This is a genomic window from Neobacillus sp. DZ-9, assembly GCF_059587065.1.
Window position 1 is genome coordinate 191232 of the sequence record NZ_JCAIOL010000009.1, and the last position, 17191, is coordinate 208422.

Annotated in this window: 16 protein-coding genes; 12 read left to right on the forward strand and 4 right to left on the reverse strand. The window is 38.4% G+C overall.

Annotated elements, in window-relative coordinates; translation table 11 throughout:
• Nucleotides 1-349: 349 nt before the first annotated feature.
• Together AC59HZ_RS23340 and AC59HZ_RS23345 are read left to right on the forward strand one after the other, a co-directional pair.
• Nucleotides 350-1516 (forward strand): C40 family peptidase, encoded by a 1167-nt coding sequence (locus AC59HZ_RS23340; RefSeq protein WP_496548147.1) that lies wholly within the window; start codon nt 350-352, stop codon nt 1514-1516.
• A gap of 128 nt (nt 1517-1644) precedes the next feature.
• Nucleotides 1645-1872, forward strand: coding sequence for a hypothetical protein (locus AC59HZ_RS23345; RefSeq protein WP_496548148.1), 228 nt, complete (start codon nt 1645-1647; stop codon nt 1870-1872).
• 54 nt (nt 1873-1926) lie between these two features.
• Here the strand turns inward: AC59HZ_RS23345 and AC59HZ_RS23350 are convergent, their stop codons facing one another.
• Nucleotides 1927-2709, reverse strand: coding sequence for an acetoacetate decarboxylase (locus AC59HZ_RS23350; RefSeq protein WP_496548209.1), 783 nt, complete (start codon nt 2707-2709; stop codon nt 1927-1929).
• 253 nt (nt 2710-2962) lie between these two features.
• Here AC59HZ_RS23350 and AC59HZ_RS23355 point away from each other — a divergent pair, with 253 nt between their 5' ends.
• Together AC59HZ_RS23355 and AC59HZ_RS23360 are read left to right on the forward strand one after the other, a co-directional pair.
• Nucleotides 2963-3652, forward strand: a complete 690-nt coding sequence (locus tag AC59HZ_RS23355) for a CoA transferase subunit A (protein WP_496548149.1) — start codon at nt 2963-2965, stop codon at nt 3650-3652.
• A 1-nt stretch (nt 3653) separates the two neighbouring features.
• A complete protein-coding gene (locus AC59HZ_RS23360; protein ID WP_496548150.1) occupies nt 3654-4358 on the forward strand; it encodes a 3-oxoacid CoA-transferase subunit B in 705 nt (234 codons plus the stop codon).
• Nucleotides 4359-4400: 42 nt separating this feature from the next.
• On the opposite strand, the gene AC59HZ_RS23365 is transcribed toward AC59HZ_RS23360, so the two are convergent.
• From AC59HZ_RS23365 to AC59HZ_RS23375, 3 genes are all read right to left on the reverse strand, one after another.
• Nucleotides 4401-5891: a peptide MFS transporter gene (locus tag AC59HZ_RS23365; RefSeq protein ID WP_496548151.1), complete on the reverse strand. Its 1491-nt coding sequence runs from the start codon at nt 5889-5891 to the stop codon at nt 4401-4403.
• 269 nt (nt 5892-6160) lie between these two features.
• On the reverse strand, nt 6161-7237 hold the full coding sequence (locus AC59HZ_RS23370) for a GIY-YIG nuclease family protein (protein WP_496548152.1): 1077 nt from the start codon (nt 7235-7237) through the stop codon (nt 6161-6163).
• Nucleotides 7238-7336: 99 nt separating this feature from the next.
• Nucleotides 7337-7708, reverse strand: a complete 372-nt coding sequence (locus AC59HZ_RS23375) for a DoxX family protein (protein WP_496548210.1) — start codon at nt 7706-7708, stop codon at nt 7337-7339.
• 247 nt (nt 7709-7955) lie between these two features.
• Here AC59HZ_RS23375 and AC59HZ_RS23380 point away from each other — a divergent pair, with 247 nt between their 5' ends.
• From AC59HZ_RS23380 to AC59HZ_RS23415, 8 genes are all read left to right on the forward strand, one after another.
• Nucleotides 7956-8720, forward strand: a complete 765-nt coding sequence (locus AC59HZ_RS23380) for a MerR family transcriptional regulator (RefSeq protein ID WP_496548153.1) — start codon at nt 7956-7958, stop codon at nt 8718-8720.
• Nucleotides 8721-8848: 128 nt separating this feature from the next.
• Entirely contained in the window at nt 8849-10465 is a 1617-nt protein-coding gene (locus tag AC59HZ_RS23385) for an acyl-CoA dehydrogenase family protein (RefSeq protein ID WP_496548154.1), read from the forward strand.
• 217 nt (nt 10466-10682) lie between these two features.
• The gene (locus AC59HZ_RS23390) at nt 10683-11696 is read left to right on the forward strand and encodes an ABC transporter ATP-binding protein (protein WP_496548155.1); all 1014 of its coding nucleotides are present in this window, start codon (nt 10683-10685) and stop codon (nt 11694-11696) included.
• Complete coding sequence (locus tag AC59HZ_RS23395; RefSeq protein WP_430064605.1) at nt 11677-12645, forward strand: ABC transporter ATP-binding protein; 969 nt, start codon at nt 11677-11679, stop codon at nt 12643-12645. The genes AC59HZ_RS23390 and AC59HZ_RS23395 overlap by 20 nt, the downstream gene beginning before the upstream one ends.
• A gap of 51 nt (nt 12646-12696) precedes the next feature.
• Complete coding sequence (locus AC59HZ_RS23400; RefSeq protein ID WP_496548211.1) at nt 12697-14313, forward strand: ABC transporter substrate-binding protein; 1617 nt, start codon at nt 12697-12699, stop codon at nt 14311-14313.
• 70 nt (nt 14314-14383) lie between these two features.
• Nucleotides 14384-15391 carry an ABC transporter permease gene (locus AC59HZ_RS23405; protein WP_496548156.1) on the forward strand — a complete coding sequence of 336 codons (1008 nt, stop codon included), beginning with the start codon at nt 14384-14386 and terminating at the stop codon, nt 15389-15391.
• Nucleotides 15392-15403: 12 nt separating this feature from the next.
• The gene (gene nikC / locus AC59HZ_RS23410; protein ID WP_496548157.1) at nt 15404-16303 is read left to right on the forward strand and encodes a nickel transporter permease; all 900 of its coding nucleotides are present in this window, start codon (nt 15404-15406) and stop codon (nt 16301-16303) included.
• Between the two features lie 370 nt (nt 16304-16673).
• Nucleotides 16674-17150, forward strand: coding sequence for a shikimate kinase (locus AC59HZ_RS23415; protein WP_496548212.1), 477 nt, complete (start codon nt 16674-16676; stop codon nt 17148-17150).
• Nucleotides 17151-17191 lie beyond the last annotated feature (41 nt).

Sequence of the window (17191 nt, forward strand, 5' to 3'; positions counted from 1 at the left end):
TACACTTTATCAGAAAGAATGTATCCAATTCGTGGATTCATCGTAAGGCAAGCAGTATTAAGTGTAATAAATTAATAACTAAATAGAAGAAATAAAAAATTCAGCCCATTCTTTAAGGAACGGGCTTTTTATGTTGATAGGAAATTAGTTCTAATTAGACAAAGGTTCAATCCCAAAATTACTCGACATAATCCGTTAAACTTCGGGCCGTGACAGGAAACTTTTTCTACATAAAATTACAATTATATTACATTAGCGACAGATTCATTGTTTTTCGGCCAATTGAATTATAAACTAGGAATATATTAGTAAATTGATTAAATGATAGGTTACAAAAGGAGATTTTGTGATGATTAAGAAACTATTAAAATATACAATATCGGCTGCCGTCCTTGCCTCAATGATACAAGTAACACCTACTTTTGCTAGTCCAAATGATTCACAAGTGACACAAGGACAAATCAATGAGACACAAGGACAAATCGATGATTTTGAAACGAAGATTCAACAATTAGACGATCGAATCAGCCTTTCAATGGAGAAAAGCCAAAAGCTAAACGATGATATTAAATCACAGCAAGGAAAAATAGTAGAAACAGAGGCTGACATTGAAGAAGCCAAAAAGTCATTAGATAATCACAAAAAGGTCTATTCTGAACGGCTGAAAAGCATTCAATTAGAGGGGAAACAATCACTCGCTGCATACGCAGAGCTTTTACTTTCTTCTCAAAACCTTTCTGAGTTTTTAACCCGTTTCACTGCTATTTCGACGATTATGGAAAGTGACACAGCCCTGCTGAATGGTTTAAACCAAAAAGAACAGGAATTAAAAAATGCAGAGCAAAAATTACATAACGAATTAGATAAATTGAAAAATAGTCAGGCTGATTTAGCTTCTGAACAAAATAAGATTGAACAAGATAAACAAGAAATAGCAATGGAATTGGCAGCTGCCAAAAACAAATTGCAAAACCAACAGGATCAACTGGCTGAACAAAAGGCTAAGGAGGAGGCGGAACGCCAGGCTCTTTTAGCCCAGCAGCGAGCACAACAAGCACAAAAAGCTCAGCAAACACAACAAAAGGCTAAACAGCATACTTCGGTAAACAAAGGTTCAAAATCATCAACGCCAGCTTCTGTAGTAGCACCCCCAACTAACTCAGGGGATGCAAGTGCAGTTATTGCGTATGCTAAACAATTTTTGGGTGTCCCTTACGTTTGGGGCGGAACAACACCAAGCGGTTTTGATTGCTCTGGATTCACTTCATATGTGTTTAGAAATGCAGCCGGCATTAATCTTCCAAGAGTGTCACGCGACCAACAGAATGTCGGAACGAGAATTTCCCCGAGTCAAGTACAGCCGGGAGATTTAGTATTCAGGGGTAACCCTGCCTATCATGTAGGCATTTATATTGGTAATGGACAATATATCCATGCTCCGCAAACAGGTGATGTTGTAAAAATTGCTAAATATGATCCATCAAAATTTTCTAGTGCTGCAAGAGTATTGCGCTAATATTATCCCAAAAAGCAAAGGAATCATAATCGATTTCTTTGCTTTTTTCATTAAAATTTATAATTTGGAACAAATGGATATCCATGAATAGATTTGAAAAAAATAAAAGGGAAAAGGGGGCAATTCCTATGGATTTAAATTTTTTTAACAAAAAAAACGGGGAACAGGAAACACTTGAAGAAGTTCTAGAACATTCAATCGAAGTGGAAGAAGATTTGATGAGGACCTATTTGATTACGGCAGAGAGGGTTCACGACGATGATGAATTAAAGGAGCGGTTAGAAAACTTTGCCGAAGGAAATGCGAAAAGGACAAAACAGCTCCTTGATGAGTTGAACGATCGAAAGGATAATTAAAATGGATTGGGACCCTTACATCAAAGTAGGGGCCCACTTTTTTTAACTAACGATTTATTTTTGACTGATTAATTCTTTCTTGTCAACTGATTGCTCTGCAGCAAGATAGTCATGGACAACTTTAGTACGAGGCAAAGAAAGGTCGGTGAGAATATGTGATGCCGACACAATTTCGAGCACTGGTAAATCAGCCATTGGTGCAAGTGCATGCGCAAATAACTGCAAGCGGGCAGGGGAGGTCCAGGCACCTTTAATCGTGATATCTGTAATTTCGCCGCGAACCAGCTCACAAATCCTCGGTTTCCCATCCTGGCCTCGAATTAGCTTTAGCATAAAATAGGGCTTGCAAATCTCTTCCCTAGCCTGCTCTAAATCAATTTGCTGGTGCTTATATCCCATAGTAGCGGTGGCCACTCTTAATGTCCCATAATCCAACGTTCCGACTAAAGTATCTGAATCTATGTAAAGATTTGGCTTTCCAAGTTTTTTCGGGTAAGCCCCAACTTCTCTTCCTGCCGCAATTGCTGGATGGTTATCCACGTACATGGAGTGAACATAGTCTCCTTTTTCGCCGTTGAAACTGACAGGGATGACTTGACCAGACTCGGTGTAAGAGCCTAAGCCGGTTACGTCCGGCATGCGGATAACCTCGAACTTAACAAGCGGTTCATCAATCTCTAATGGCTCGGGAACAATTTTTCTCAATGCTTCAATATCAGTGCGATAAATAATGTTCAAATATTCCCGGTTATTAAACCGATACGGTCCACGCGGAAATGCTGGAGCATCTAATGGTGTTGAGATTTGCTTAGCTACTTGATCTAGTTTCATTTTAATTCATCCTTCCTCTGATCCCGGGTCAAAACTCGGAGATAATATTATTTGTTAATGGTCTAAATGAAAAATAAATTTAGACTAAAGAAACGCCGAAATAAAAGGGAAACACAATCAGAATAAAGAAGAAATTTGTCGAAATTTTTTTCGAAAATTATTTGTATAATAACAATTGACAGAAAATTTATTATTTTGTTTAATAATAACATACCAACCGGTCAGTATCAATACAAAATACAACAACAAAGGAGAATGGATGATGAACGCTATAAGTAATCAAATTGAAACACATGTCCAATTTTTAACCGCTGAAGAAGCTGTTAAACAAATTCCTGAAGCTGCTAAAATTATGGTGGGTGGTTTTGGCTTTCCTGGAATGCCTAGATACCTATCAAAGGCACTAATAAATAAGACTAACCTACATAACCTTACCCTTATCATGAACAGCCTAGGGAGCGTGTCTATCCTAAATGATTTGTTCGTTCAGAACCGTATTAAAAAAGTGATTGGAAGTTTCTTTTCAACCAATAAGGAGTTAGTAAAGGCTTATCGTGAGGGTGATGTTGAGATTGAGCTGTTACCTCAAGGTACGTTTACTGAAGCCATTCGACTGGGAGGAGCGGGGATTCCAGCTTTTTATACTCCAACTGCCGCGGGCACGGATTTGGCAAAAGGAAAAGAAATTCGTGTCTTTAATGGCCGCGAACATGTTCTTGAAAAATCTTTAACCGCTGATGTAGCAATCATCAGAGCACATAAAGCAGATAAGGCAGGGAATCTTGTCTACAAAAAAACAGCTCAGAATTTCAACCCAGTAATGGCGACTGCCGCGAAGCTGACAATTGTAGAAGTAGATGAAATTGTTGAAATTGGTGAACTTGATCCAGATACAATCGTTACACCATTTATCTTTGTGGATATCGTTGTGAAAAGGGAGGAAATTTGAAATGAGTGACTCAATTAAGCACTACATTGCATGGCGCTGCGCACAAGAATTAAAATCAGGTGTTGTGAATCTTGGAATTGGAATTCCTACTTTGGTTGCCGATTATTTACCTAAGGGAAGGATCACCCTGCATTCTGAGAATGGTATTCTTGGGGTTGGACCAGAGCCAGGGCCGGATGAGATCGTTCAAAATGTTGATCAAATGGATTTGGTAAATGCTTCAGGTGTACAACCGATTACGGCCCTGCGTCATGCTTCCTTCTTTGATAGTTCTCTCTCTTTTGCGATCATGCGAGGAGGACATCTGGATGCTACTGTAATTGGTGCCCTGCAAGTATCTGAAGACGGAGATATTGCAAGTTGGGCTGTACCAGGAAAGGATGTTCTAGGTGTGGGTGGTGCAATGGATCTTGTCATTGGAGCAAAACGAGTAATCGCGGCTATGACTCATCTTTCACCTAAAGGAGAACCAAAGATTCTTCAAGAGTGTACCTATCCTCTTACTGCTAAAAATAGAGTGGATACCATTGTCACCGAATATGCGGTATTCAAATTCCGTGAGGGACGTTTATGGTTGGTAGAATTGGTAGATGAACTTACGTTTGAACAATTGAAGGAAATGACACCTGCTTCTTATGAAATTGCGGAGGATTTTCAATGGGTGCAGAGAAAAGAATTAATAGCAAAAGAGCTTGTCTTAAAATAAACAAAAGGCTGTTGATTCACTCAACAGCCTTTCGTCTTATAATTAACGTACACCTTTCATGAAGGTTTGAATCTTTGGTGATAGAATAAACAGGATAATACCAAGGACAATCGAAGCTCCACCGATTACACCGAAGTATGTCATTTCGGTTTCAGGTTTATAGAATTTAACAATTTGTGCATTAAGAGCTTGTGCAGCAGCACTTGCTAAGAACCATAAACTCATCGTTTGTGCTGAGAAGGCAGCTGGTGCTAATTTTGTAGTTGCTGATAATCCAACAGGTGATAAGAGTAATTCGCCAAATACGCAAATTAAGTAACTTAAAACAAGCCATAATGGGTTAACTAATGAATGTGCACCGCCAAAGTAAGCAGGTAAAAGTATAACAAGGAATGATACACCAGCGAACAATAATGATAATGAGAATTTCTGCGGAATCGTCGGTTGACGTTTTCCTAATTTCACCCAAATTGCTGCAAAGACAGGTGCAAAAATGATAATAAATAATGGGTTTAAAGATTGGAACCATGCAGGAGAAATATGGATTCCTGCAAAGTCTAACTGTGTGCGTGTATCCGCATAACTAGCAAGGATCGTTGAGCCTTGTTCTTGAATTGACCAGAACATTACAGCTGCAATAAATAATGGAATATATGCAATGACTCGTGAACGTTCTACTGCTGTTGTTTTAGGGCTGCGGTACATAACAATGAAATACATAGTAGGAATCAAAATACCAAGTATCGTTACTAGATTGATAAAGCTCTCAAATGTTAACATTCCCATTGAAATTAAAACAACACATAAAACAGCAATAATGACTGCACTTAATCCAATGATAGTGAAAACTTTTTTCTTTTCAGCAGGTGACAATGGATTATGAACCACTGTACCAGCAAGGCCTAGATTCTTTTTCTTTGTTAAAACAAATAACAGTAATCCTAATGCCATCCCAATAGCAGCAATACCAAAGCCTAAATGGAAGCTGTAATCCATAACAGATCCAACGATTAACGGTGATAAAAATGCCCCTGAGTTAATCCCCATATAGAAAATAGTAAAACCTGCATCACGACGATTATCTTCTTCACTGTACATTTCCCCGACAACAGTCGAAACGTTTGGCTTCAGAAGTCCTGTACCAAGTACGATTAATACCATCGATAAGAAGAACATTGAAACGCTTCCTGGTATGGCAAGAACAATATGACCGAACATGATCAAAATTCCACCGTAAAAAACGGCTTTTGATGTACCAAAAATTCTGTCAGCTAACCAACCGCCGATAATTCCGGACATATATACAAGTGATCCGTAAATGGACATGATGGAAAGAGCGAGGGTTTTATCAATCCCCAATCCACCTTTAGATACTTCGTAGTACATATAGAATACAAGGATAGCTCTCATTCCATAATACGAAAAACGCTCCCAAAACTCAGTAAAGAACAGTGTAAATAATCCTTTAGGATGTCCAAAAAAACCTTTTTGAGGTACACTGTCCACAATTTTCTGTCTATTCAAGTCTGACATCTTACTACCTCCCTTTTTTACTATTTTATAATACTTTTTTTGTTTAGAATCGTCAAAAACTTTTTTTGGAAATGAAAAATGTAAACGTTTTAAATGCTTGGTACTAGTGGGTTTTGAGAGAATTCACATTAAAAAGAAAGTTTTTTTAAAATAATATTTCTTTTCGGAAAAATAGAATTTTCACTTAAAAAAACTTTTAGGAAAATTAATTATGTTTCGAGGATTCTGAAATAAAAAAAGCCCTTGGTTTCAAATTACTTAACCAAGGTTCAATCATGATGAATAATTAGTTCATTAAGGGCTTCATTTATTAAGGCTAGTTTTTCAGATTCAAGCCAATTTTCGGGGATAATTTTATAGCTACAATTTTCGCTCTTTAAATAACTATAAATGATTTGTGCTTCATCAAGATCATCTTTGCTAACTTTAGTGGGAGTAGTGTATGCATTAAAATAGGTTAATATTTTTTCTTTCATATTCAAAAGAAGTTCAAGACCATTTGTACTTCCCAAATGATACTTTCCACTAAATATAACTTTATTTCCCTTAATAAAAAAGAGTTTAAAAGTGGAGTCAGTTAACGATTCCCTGACAACCATATTTTTATTTTCTTCGGCAAATTCAATGACTTGCTCCTTATATATTATAGGGTTTATAGCATCTAGCATGTTTCGGGATTTTGCCGCAGTTTCAAAATCAAATTGTTCGGAAGCAGTAATCATGCTCTGATTTATTTCCTCAAGTATGCTAAAGTCGGTGCCGCTAAGTAAATCAATTATTTTGTTTATAATGTTATCGTAATGATCGAGCGCATGTCCTCCAAGACACATGCCAATACACATTCCTAAGGAATAGTTTAAACATGGACCATTTTTCATAAAAGGATTACTGCAGCTTATTTTAAAAGCTTCTTTTAATCCTTGAATGGCTCTTTCTGTCGTGTATTTGTTAATAAAGGGCCCAAAATATAGATTTTTGTCATTATCGATAATTTTATCTGTTACTTCTAATTTTTGATGACCATTATCCATTTTAATAACGATATAGGGATAGGATTTTGGGCTTTTCATCTTTCTATTAAAAATTGGTTTCATTTCTTTTATTAATTTACATTCCAGCATGAAGGCTTCAAATTCTGTATCTGTAAGGATATAGTCAAAATCGTTTAAGTTAGCCATAAGTTTTTTTATTTTTTGTGGATGAGCTTTTATATTTTGAAAATAAGATTGCACTCTTCTCTTAAGATTTTTTGCTTTTCCAACATAAATGATGTGGCCTTGGGAATCTTTCATTAGATAAACCCCAGGGGTTAAGGGCAGGTCCTTTACCTTTTCTTTTATATTCAAATGCATTCCCTCTCTATGTAATAACTTGATAGAAGTAATTTTAACACAATAAAAAACCAAATTGCTTTTAACAATCTGGTCACTTCTTGGATTGAATGTTTAATTGGGATACCTCTTATATAGATAGAAGAGTAATACTATCATCACAATATCTAATCTCGCATTAAAAGCAAATTGCAATAGACCGGTATTCAAGGTAGGCAGTTTTGTTAATATAAGTGCGGCAATCATAATTCCAATTAAAGGAATCACTGCATTTTTAACTGCTTTATTAAGCATGATTAAAAGTCCGCAAACAATTTCTAGTAAGATGACAACCTTTAATATTATGTGAGGATACGGTAATCCTAAACGGAGAAAACTACTTGCTAATTCAACACTCATTAATTTCATAAGTCCAGATGTAATAAATACAAAGGCCACTGCAAATCGAATAAGATTGCTTGATGAAAACGAAGTATAAATGAGAATCCCCCCTTAAACATAAATGTATGCAAAAGCTGGGACAGTCCATTACAGAAAATAAAAAGACCCTATTTTTATAGGATCTTTCTTTAGTTTCTAATTCTTTGGAGCGCCTTTTGGTGCCTGACACCACTCGTGGACATTTGTCCACGAGTGGTGTCAGGCACCATTTTTTTTTAAGAAAATTAGGCATAATAAGGATTGACTTTGACGCTGCGTGAAGGTGTATCGTTAGCTATGAGGAGATGATCGAATGGAATATACAGTGCAAAAGCTAGCAAGTCTCGCGGGTGTCAGCACAAGAACGCTCAGGTATTATGATGAAATTGGAATTCTTAAGCCGGCAAGAATCAATTCGTCAGGATATCGAATTTATGGGCAAACGGAAGTGGATAGACTCCAGCAAATCCTATTCTACCGAGAATTAGGAGTGGGCTTGGACAGCATTAAAGAAATCGTTACGGCTCCTTCCTTTGACGGTGCAAAGGCACTCAGGGAACATCGCGAGAAGCTCCTCGAAAAGCGGGTTCAATTAGATTTATTAATTGCTAATGTTGAAAAAACAATAGCATTATCAGAAGGGAGAATGAGCATGTCAAATAAAGAAAAGTTTGAAGGCTTCAAGAAAAAGATGATAGATGATAATGAAAAAAAGTACGGAAAAGAAATTCGCCAAAAGTACGGAAATGACACGGTTGAAAAGTCAAATGCAAAATTGCAGAATATGACCGAGGAACAGTATGCGGAAGTATCAAAACTAGCAGAACAAGTCCAAGAAACCTTAGCTGAGGCTTTTAAAACAGGAGATCCTGCAGGGGAGCTGGCGCAAAAAGCAGCTGAACTTCATAAGCAATGGCTCACTTATTATTGGCACGAATACAGCAAAGAAGCCCACGCAGGACTTGGGCAAATGTATGTCGATGATGAAAGATTTACTGCGTATTATGATAAAGAACAACCAGGGACAGCCGAATTTTTAAGAGATGCTATCCTCATTTATACTGGATTGAAAAAATAGACAATAAAAAGACCCTGTAAATGTCCCAGCATTACAGGGTCTTTTACTTTTTGATTAATCGTCAATTTGCCTTTATAATAAATACTGAAAATTATGAAATTTTATCCAAAAAGGGAGTGAGCCATTCAATGAACCTAGCTTCCCAAGAGACTGAATCAAGAGGAAAAAATACGTATTATTTTGATGAATTCTTAGCAAAACGTGAAAATCTTGACTGGTACCGTGATGAACCGTTTTTGCAAAAAGCAGTCAGAAAATTTACAGGGTCCCAATTTGAGAAACTCCATGAAACCATTCTTTCTTTCTCACCTACTGTTTCTTCGAAATGGAACCAATTAGCTGAACGAATTGCAAGACCAGAGGTTAGGCCATATATGCTTCATTATGATGCTTTTAATCATCGAATTGACCGCATTGTCCGACCTATGGAAGTCCATCAATTAGAACGAGAGGTATTTGGGGAAGGACTATTTTCTAGCAAAATGACCCATTGGGAAAGCTTTGTGAAGCGAATGCTGACTCACCAAATTGGCGAAGGCGGAGTTACCTGCCCTCTAACATGTACACATGGATTAATAGCTCTCTTAGAGCAATTTCCAAATGAAGAATACCCGGAACTTCAAGAAATTTTGCAGCATACAAAAGAAGGGCTAGACGGCGAATTTGCGATTGGCGCCCAGTTTATGTCAGAAATTCAAGGCGGTTCGGATCTGCCAGCCAATGTTCTTGAAGCCGTTCCTGAAGGAAAGAATTATCGTCTATATGGAAATAAGTTCTTCTGTTCTGCGGCCCATGCGGATTATTCTGTTGTTACTGCCAAAATCTCCGGGACAGATAAAGTATGTACATTTATTGTCCCTGCTTGGCTCCCTGGCAATAAAGAAAAAGAAAAACGCAATGGATACGAAATTAACCGGATAAAATGGAAGCTTGGTACCGCAGAATTGCCGACTGCTGAAATTCAATACAATGGGGCATTGGCCTATCCTATAGGTCCTAAGGATAAAGGAGTTGCAGTAGCTGTCGGCATTGTTTTGACCTTATCCCGACTCGAAATCGGCATTGCCTGCGCAGGATTTATGCTGCGGGCATCAAGAGAAGCCAGCCTTTACAGCGATTTCCGAACCGTTTTTGGTAAAAAAGTAAATGAATACCCGCTAGCGGCGAGCAAGCTGAAACGAATCGAAAAAGCTGCTAAGCGTACAACTGCCGGTGCTTTTAAAATCTACGATTTGTTTTTGCGTTTAGAAAAACCTCTTAATCCGGGCATAAAATCAGATCTTCCGATTGAAACCCGAAAACAATTGTTTAACTTACGTGAACTTATTTTATTGCAAAAAATTTGTGCCACCAATGAAGGTGCTGAAATATTAAGAGAGACCATATCAATGTTTGCCGGGCATGGGGTAATGGAGGAGTTTTCTTCCTTGCCGCGAATTTTTCGTGATGTCGTCGTTAATGAACAATGGGAAGGCCCACGCAATCTACTATTAACGCAAATTTATCGTGATCTCCAAAGAGTGGTAGATTGGTATTCTCCTAGAGAATTTGTGAGCAGTGTATTAAAGGGAGCAAATCCAGATTCAATTAAGAAATTCTCTGAACAGCTGGAGCATTTACTGCAAAGTCCTGTTTTAGGAGAAGTTAGCGAAGCTTCAATCGAAGCAGCAGCCGAATGGGATACATTTTGTGAATCCTTCTTTAAAGCCTATCAGGAAGTTGCTCTAAAAGAAATCGAACAATAGAATTTTAAAAAAATAAATGATGCCTGACACCTATCCGAATGCGATGGTGTCAGGCTTTTTTTAAAGCGCTTACATGTGTGAGGGAGTTGGATAAAAATTTTATCATTGACAAGTTTCAATAAAAAAGCAAAAATAACTATATATTGAATAATTGCAAAATTTATTATTTTGGAATATTTCTTTATAATTAGAAAAATACTAATAGGTAGGTGTCAGTGTGATCAAAGAACCTATTCTTCAAATAAAAGACTTAAAGGTATCATTTCAGTCTGGGAAAAAACTTTTACCAGCAGTTGATGGTATTAGTTTTGAATTAAAAGAAGGAGAGATCCTTGGAATTGTAGGAGAATCAGGGAGCGGTAAAAGTGTTACATCCTTAGCTACAATGGGGCTAATTCCTTCCCCTCCAGGTAAAATCGAAAAGGGTGAAATCATTTTCGAAGGAAACGACCTAAAAAACATATCCGAAAAAGAATGGCGAAAAATCCGTGGAAATCAGATTTCGATGATTTTCCAAGAGCCGATGACTTCCTTGAATCCGTTATTTACGGTTGGAAATCAACTGTTGGAAGCAATTCGATTACATACAGATTTATCAAAAAGAGAAGCAATAGTTCGAAGCATCGAACTATTAAAGCTGGTGGGGATTCCAAGGGCAGAAGGAATACTAAAGGAACACCCGCATCAGCTGTCAGGCGGAATGAGACAAAGGGTCATGATTGCCATGGCGATGGCCTGTAATCCAAAGGTATTGATTGCGGACGAGCCAACAACGGCTCTCGACGTTACGATTCAAGCACAAATCCTGGCATTAATGAAGGATTTGAATAAAAAAACAAATACCTCCATTATTCTGATTACCCACGACTTAGGCGTCGTGGCAGAAATTTGTGAACGTGTCATAGTTATGTATGCCGGTCAAATTGTGGAACAGGGTGATGTCAGGAGGATATTAAAGGATCCACAGCACCCTTACACAAAAGGTTTATTAAAATCAGTTCCTGACTTAAGAGGAAAAAAAGACCGCCTATACAGTATTCCGGGAACCGTTCCAACACCTGGGACTGTCCATAAGGGCTGCCGATTTGCCGCAAGATGTGCCGAACAAATCGGGAGATGCCATGTGGAGTCACCAGATTTATATCATTTGGAAAAAGACGGACATGAAGTGCGATGTTTCCTACATAAATTGAAGGAGGGGAGTAACCAGCATGTCAGAATTACTTCTTGAGGTAAATGGACTTAAGAAATACTTCCCAATCACTGGCGGTGTTTTTGGAAAGAAACAAGGGGAAGTCAAAGCAGTTGATGATGTTTCTTTCTATGTAAAAAAAGGAGAAACATTGGGCATCGTAGGCGAAAGCGGTTGTGGAAAGTCAACAACAGGCCGTCTGCTCATGCGCTTGATTGAAGCGAGCGATGGAAGAATTGTTTTTGAAGATAAAGAAATTACAAGAATGTCGAAAACAGATTTAAGAAAAATCCGCAGAGATATTCAAATGGTGTTCCAGGATCCCTATGCTTCGTTAAACCCAAGGCATTCGATTGAGCAGATCTTAGAAGAACCGTTGATCGTCCATGGAATTGGGACAAAGGAAGAACGAAAAAAACAGGTAAAAGAAATGCTCGAGGTAGTAGGTTTAAGCAGCTACCATGCCAAGCGATATCCGCACCAATTCAGCGGCGGACAGCGTCAGCGGATCGGAATTGCCAAAGCATTAATGACAAAACCAAAGTTGATTATTGCTGATGAACCTGTATCTGCACTAGATGTTTCCATTCAAGCACAGGTTCTTAACCTAATGAAGGACATTCAAGAAGAATTCCAACTTACATACATATTTATTGCCCATGATTTAGGTGTAGTGCGTCATATTAGTGATCGGGTAGGCGTAATGTATTTAGGCAGATTAATAGAATTAGCTGAAAGTGAAGAGCTTTATGAAAATCCAAAGCATCCATACACGAAGGCACTCCTTTCGGCGGTCCCCATACCAGATCCAGAATTGAAGAAAAAAACAATTTTAATTGAAGGTGAACTGCCAAGCCCGGCAAATCCTCCTTCAGGCTGTGCTTTCCATACTAGATGCTCTCAAGTAATGGATATTTGTAAAACGGCGAGACCTGCGGAACAAGATCTTAACGGTCATTATGTTGCCTGTCACTTATATAACAAGTGATAGCCAGCATTCATGATAAATAAAAAAAGTATTAGGGGGTAAGAAATGCTTATGAAGAGAAAGTCTTTTAAACTGCTGTTCATTTCGCTATTAGCCATCAGTATGTTTTTAGTCGGCTGTAGCAGCAAAACAAATAATGAAGCAGGCGGAAAGAAAGATCCTGCTACTAACAGCGGTTCCAAAAAGGATACACTTGTTTATGGCCGCGGAGGAGATTCTACTTCTCTTGATCCTATCACAACTACTGAAGGTGAAGCCTTCAAAGTAACAGAAAACATTTATGAAACATTGCTGCAGTACGGTGATCAAGATACAACAATTAACCCAGGACTTGCTGAAAAATGGGAAGTTTCTCCAGATGGTTTAACTTACACTTTCCATCTTCGTCAAGGAGTAAAATTCCATGACGGAACTGATTTTAATGCAGATGCAGTTGTATTCAACTTTGACCGCTGGATGAACGGCGATTCTGACAAATTCCCTTATTACACAATGTTTGGCGGATATAAAAAAGATGAGGGCCACGTAATTAAGGAAGTTAAAGCACTTGATGCGAATACCGTTCAATTTGTATTAAAGCGTCCACAAGCTCCGTTCTTAAAGAACTTGGCGATGTCTCCATTCGGAATTGCCAGCCCGACAGCTGTGAAAAAATGGGGCGACGATTTCAGAAGCCATCCGGTTGGAACAGGACCATTCAAATTTGTTGAGTGGAAACAAAATGATACTATCACTCTTGAAAAGAACCCTGACTACTGGCAAAAAGGTCTTCCTAAGTTAAACAAAGTTATTTTCCGTGTAATTCCTGAAAACACTGCACGTCTTAATGCTCTTGCCAACGGCGAGATTGACGTAATGGATGGATTAAACAATTCAGATGAAGCAACTGTTAAGGCAAATGACAAGCTTCAAGTAATCGAGCGTCCTTCCATGAACGTTGGTTATATTGGATTAACAACGACTCGCAAACCTTTCGATAACAAGCTTGTTCGCCAAGCAATTAACTATGCTATCGATAAGAAAGCGATCATTGATGCATTCTATGGCGGCAAAGCACTTCCAGCCGTCAATCCAATGCCACCTTCCATTGAAGGGTATGATAAAGACATTCAGCCATATCCATATGATTTAGAAAAAGCAAAAGCATTATTGAAAGAAGCTGGATACGAAAAAGGTTTCTCAATCGATTTATGGGCAATGCCTGTAGCACGTCCATATATGCCAGAAGCTCAAAAAGTGGCAGAAGTTATCCAAGAAAGCTTAAGCAAAATCGGTGTCAAAGCAAAAATCCAATCCGTTGAATGGGCAACATATTTAGACAAAGCCGCTAAAGGCGAGTTTGATATGTTCATGCTTGGATGGACTGGTGACAATGGAGATCCAGATAACTTCTTATACACGCTTTTAGACAAAGATAGCATTGGAAGCAATAACTACTCTTACTACAGCAGTGATGCACTGCATGATGTATTAATTAAAGCTCAGACTGAATCTGATCAAGCAAAACGTAACGATCTTTACAAGAAAGCTCAAGAAATCATCCATGAAGATGCTCCATGGGTACCGCTTGTTCACTCTACACCATTGTTAGCAGCTTCTAAGGATGTCGTAAACTATTTACCACACCCAACTGGTTCTGAAGCATTAACAAAAGTAGATTTTAAATAATCATTTGTGAAAGGGGAGGGAGCATTGCCTCCCCTTTTGTTAACGAAAATGTTAAAAAGAGGTGATAAGCTTGTTTACATATACGGTCCGACGCTTGTTTTCACTAATACCAGTTTTGTTTGGGATGACTCTAGTTGTTTTTGGTATTATACATGCCATTCCGGGAAATCCTGCCCAAGTTATCCTCGGTCAGAGGGCAACAAAAGAAGCCATCGCCGTATTATCGAAACAACTGGGGTTGGACAGGCCTTGGTACATACAATACGTGGACTATATTAATAAACTATTACATGGGGATTTAGGAACTTCACTCCGGACAAGGGGTCCAATTAATCATGAAGTATGGCCATTTTTAGCGGCCACAATCGAACTCACAGTAGTTGCCATGCTGATTGCTATCATCATTGGTGTGAATGCAGGGATTATTAGTGCTTGGTTTTCTAAATCCTGGTTCGATTATGTCGCAATGGTCCTAGCCCTAATTGGGGTTTCACTGCCGATTTTCTGGCTTGGTTTAATGATGCAATGGGGATTTGCAAATGAATTAGGCTGGCTGCCGACAACTGGAAGAGAAAATGTCAGGGATCCCGTTTCGGCCATTACCAATCTCTATTTAATAGATACGCTCATACAGGGAAGGTTTGACCAATTTGGTACCGTTATCAAGCATCTGATACTGCCAAGCTTTGCTCTTGCAACCATTCCAATGGCGATTATCGCAAGAATGACACGTGCAACGATGCTTGAAGTTATGAGATCTGACTATGTAAGAACAGCTAGAGCAAAGGGTCTTAGGATGTTTTGGGTGGTTTACAAACACTCTTTAAAAAATGCTGTTATCCCAGTTCTTACTGTAATTGGTTTGCAAACAGGACTGCTTTTAGGCGGTGCGATTCTAACAGAAACAATCTTTGGCTGGCCGGGAATTGGACGGTATTTATACGATGCGATTGGATATCGCGATTATCCAGTTATTCAATCTGGGATATTAATTATTGCAGCAATCTTTGTCCTAATAAATTTAATCGTGGATCTATTATATGTTGTTGTTGATCCAAGAATTAAATATACGAAATAGGGGGGATTACTAGTGGCTGAACTTGCAAAAAACACAGCGGACATCACTATAATGGCTACCGAAGAAAAGCTGACACCTCCGTGGAAGGAGGCGTGGCAATCCTTCTATAAAAATAAATTGGCCGTGATTGGCTTAGTAATTGTTCTCTTTTTTATTATTTTAGCCATCGCCGCTCCTTGGGTGGCACCATATAGTTTTAAAGGTCAAGTATTGACTGAGCGGATGCAGGCTCCATCTTCTAAGCATTGGTTCGGAACAGACGACTTTGGCCGGGATATTTTTTCGAGGGTTGTATATGGAGCAAGGATTTCTTTATGGGTTGGTTTTTTCTCAGTTTTGGGCTCAGTTGTTATCGGAACTTTTCTAGGTATCGTGGCCGGATATTATGGACGCTGGATTGATAATATCATATCTCGTATCTTTGATATCATGCTAGCCTTTCCGAGTATTCTTTTGGCGATTGCGGTTGTGTCGATCCTTGGACCATCGTTGCAAAATGCCCTTATTGCGATTGCGGTTATCAATATTCCAAACTTTGGCCGGCTTGTCAGGTCAAAAGTGTTAAGTGTAAAGCAAGAAGAGTATATTATGTCAGCCCGTGCGGTTGGAATGAAAGATGGAAGGATACTTTTCCGTCATATTTTACCGAATAGTATTTCTCCGGTAATTGTTCAGGCAACCCTAGCGATTGCGACTGCTATTATCGAGGCAGCTGCCCTTGGTTTTCTAGGATTAGGTGCTCAGCCTCCTACACCAGAGTGGGGAAAAATGCTGGCGGATTCAAAAAACTACATTACCCAAGCTCCGTGGACATTGATTTTTCCAGGTCTCGCCATTATGCTGACCGTCCTTGGATTCAACTTAATGGGCGATGGTCTTCGTGATGTGCTAGATCCGAAAATGAAGCAATAAACTTTGAGACTCCGTGTGGGGTCTCTTCTTTTTGGGGCAACAATATCATTTGTAGAATGGACTATTTAATTTGTAGAATACATCTTATTAATTGTAGAATGTGCCTTAAGAATTGTAGAAAGTAGCCCTAAATTTGTAGAATGCATTGGCAAATGTAGGAAGTATCTTCAATATTGTAGAATGTAGGCGTAAATTTGTAGAATGTACCCTAAAAATTGTAGAAAGTATCAATAAATTTGTAGAATTCTTCAGCTTTAACGCTTATAATTGTAAAAAATTCAGAAAAATCATTTCAACTTATTGCTTAGTCGTAGGGGGAACGAAAAAATTGAATATTGATCGTGAAAAAAGCATCGTGTTTATCGGATTCATGGGTGCTGGGAAAACAACAATAGGTAAACTAGTAGCAGAAAAACTGAATCGAGAATTTATTGATATTGATGAAGAGATTGAAAAGGAATTTAATATGCCTGTATCGCAGATTTTTAAAGAATTCGGTGAAAAGGTATTTAGAGATAGGGAAAAAGGTTTAATCACTAGTTTGAGTCAACAAAAGAATTTAATAATATCTGTTGGTGGGGGGGCATTCTTACAGGAGGAGATTAAAAAGGTTTGCTTATCCTCCTCTATAGTAATATTTCTAGATATAGCTTTTGAGAGTTGGAAGGAACGAATAAGCTTAATTATTGATAGCCGGCCAGTTTTGCAAGGAAAATCAATTGAGGAGATGCAGGAACTGTTTAACAATAGGCAAAAAGTTTATGCAGATCATCATTTTAAAATTCAAACCGAAAATAAAAATCCGGTGGATATTGCAAGCCAAATCTTAAGAAAAATTCTGAATTAGTAAGATAAATCGCTTTCGAGGTATTCAAGGAGTGGGTTTTT